Source organism: Cupriavidus sp. 05T313 (genome assembly GCF_056396665.1).
In genome coordinates, this window is the sequence record NZ_JBFTLX010000481.1 from 1 (window position 1) to 1,724 (window position 1,724).

The 1,724-nt window shown below is 64.6% G+C and carries 2 protein-coding genes and 1 pseudogene; 1 reads left to right on the top strand and 2 read right to left on the bottom strand.

The window, feature by feature from the left end; translation table 11 throughout:
* A partial coding sequence (locus tag AC1DKD_RS41030) for a lytic murein transglycosylase (protein ID WP_477144723.1) occupies positions 1–395 on the top strand: 395 nt, incomplete at its 5' end.
* 95 nt (positions 396–490) lie between these two features.
* On the opposite strand, the gene cysM is transcribed toward AC1DKD_RS41030, so the two are convergent.
* Positions 491–1,393, bottom strand: coding sequence for a cysteine synthase CysM (gene cysM / locus AC1DKD_RS41035; protein ID WP_035858835.1), 903 nt, complete (start codon positions 1,391–1,393; stop codon positions 491–493).
* Between the two features lie 98 nt (positions 1,394–1,491).
* Positions 1,492–1,724: pseudogene (locus AC1DKD_RS41040) on the bottom strand (pyrimidine utilization transport protein G); the annotation flags it as partial.

Consider the following 1,724-nt stretch of genomic DNA (forward strand, 5'->3'; position numbering starts at 1 on the left):
ATATCGACCTGCGCAACAGCGCCACCGACGCGATCGGCAGCGTTGCGCGCTTCCTGCAATTGCATGGCTGGGAACCGGGCCGCCCGGTGGTCTGGCGCATTGCCGCCGACGAGGGCAGCCGCGGCATCGCTGCCGCCGCTGCCGACGGCGAGCCGTGGCCCACCCGCACGCTCAATCAGTTGCTCAAGGCCGGCCTGCGCGTGGACGAGCCGATCAACCTGGCGCGCGAGGGCGAAACCGGCGTGCTGGTGGTTGACCTGCCCACACCGGGCGAAACCACTGACTATATGCTCGGCCTGCGCAATTTCTATGTGCTGACGCGCTATAACCGCAGCTTCTTCTACGCACTGGCGGTCTACCAGTTGGGCGAGGCCGTGAAAGCGGCGATGGGCTGACCTCGCCGCCCCACCCGCCAGAAGCAAACGCAAAAAAAGCAAAAAACCCCGCAACGATGTGCGGGGCTTTTTGTTGGTGCGCGAAACAACGTGCCTCAGGCCGGAAACACCCCGGTAGAAAGATAGCGGTCGCCGCGATCGCACACCACGAACACGATGGTCGCGTTTTCCACTTCCTCGGCGATGCGCACCGCCACGCACAACGCACCTGCAGCGGAAATCCCGCAAAAGATGCCTTCCTCGCGGGCCATGCGGCGGGCCATGTGCTCGGCATCGCCCTGACTCACCGCCTCAGTGCGGTCGATGTACTTCGAGTCGTAGATCTTCGGCATGTATGCCTCGGGCCACTTGCGAATGCCCGGGATGCGTGAGCCTTCGGCCGGCTGCGCGCCAACGATCTGCACTGCCGCGCTTTGCTCTTTCAGGTAGCGCGACACGCCGGTAATGGTGCCGGTGGTCCCCATGGCGGAAACAAAGTGAGTGATGCGTCCTTCGGTATCGCGCCAGATCTCCGGACCGGTGGTCTCATAGTGGGCCAGCGGATTGTCGGGGTTGGCGAACTGGTCGAGGATCACGCCGCGGCCATCACGCTCCATGGAATCGGCGAGGTCCCGCGCGTATTCCATGCCGCCCTTGACCGGGGTCAGGATAATCTCCGCGCCATAGGCTGCCATGCTCTGGCGCCGCTCCATGCTCAGGTCTTCCGGCATGATCAGCACCATCTTGTAGCCGCGAATGGCGGCCGCCATGGCCAGCGCAATGCCGGTATTGCCCGAGGTAGCTTCGATCAGCGTATCGCCCGGCTTGATGCGCCCGCGCGATTCGGCGCGGGCAATCATCGACACCGCCGGCCTGTCCTTGACCGAGCCCGCCGGGTTGTTGCCCTCGAGCTTGCCGAGGATCACGTTGCCGCGCGGAGCGCCGGCGGCACCGGGGATGCGCTGCAGTTGGACCAGCGGCGTATTGCCGATGGTGTCTTCAATCGTCTTGTAGGCCATGGTGAGCGGGATTCCAATGTCGGCGGACATTGTAATCCAGTCCCGAAACCCGCGTTGCCGGCGTGGACGGACATCGCAGCCCGCCACGCCGCGGCCAATCAGGCCTTCGCCTCGGCTTCGTTCTTGCTGTTGCCCAGCAGGTGGTAGAGCAGAATGGCTCCGAAAGTGGCGGTACCGATGCCGCCCAGCGTCATGCCACCCAGCTTCAGGGTCAGGTCGCCGGCCGCCACGGTCAGCGTGGCGCCGACCGTGATCAGGTTGCGCGAATTGGAGAAATCGACCTTGTTCTCAACCCAGATGCGCCCCGCGGTGGCGGYGATCAGGCCAAACA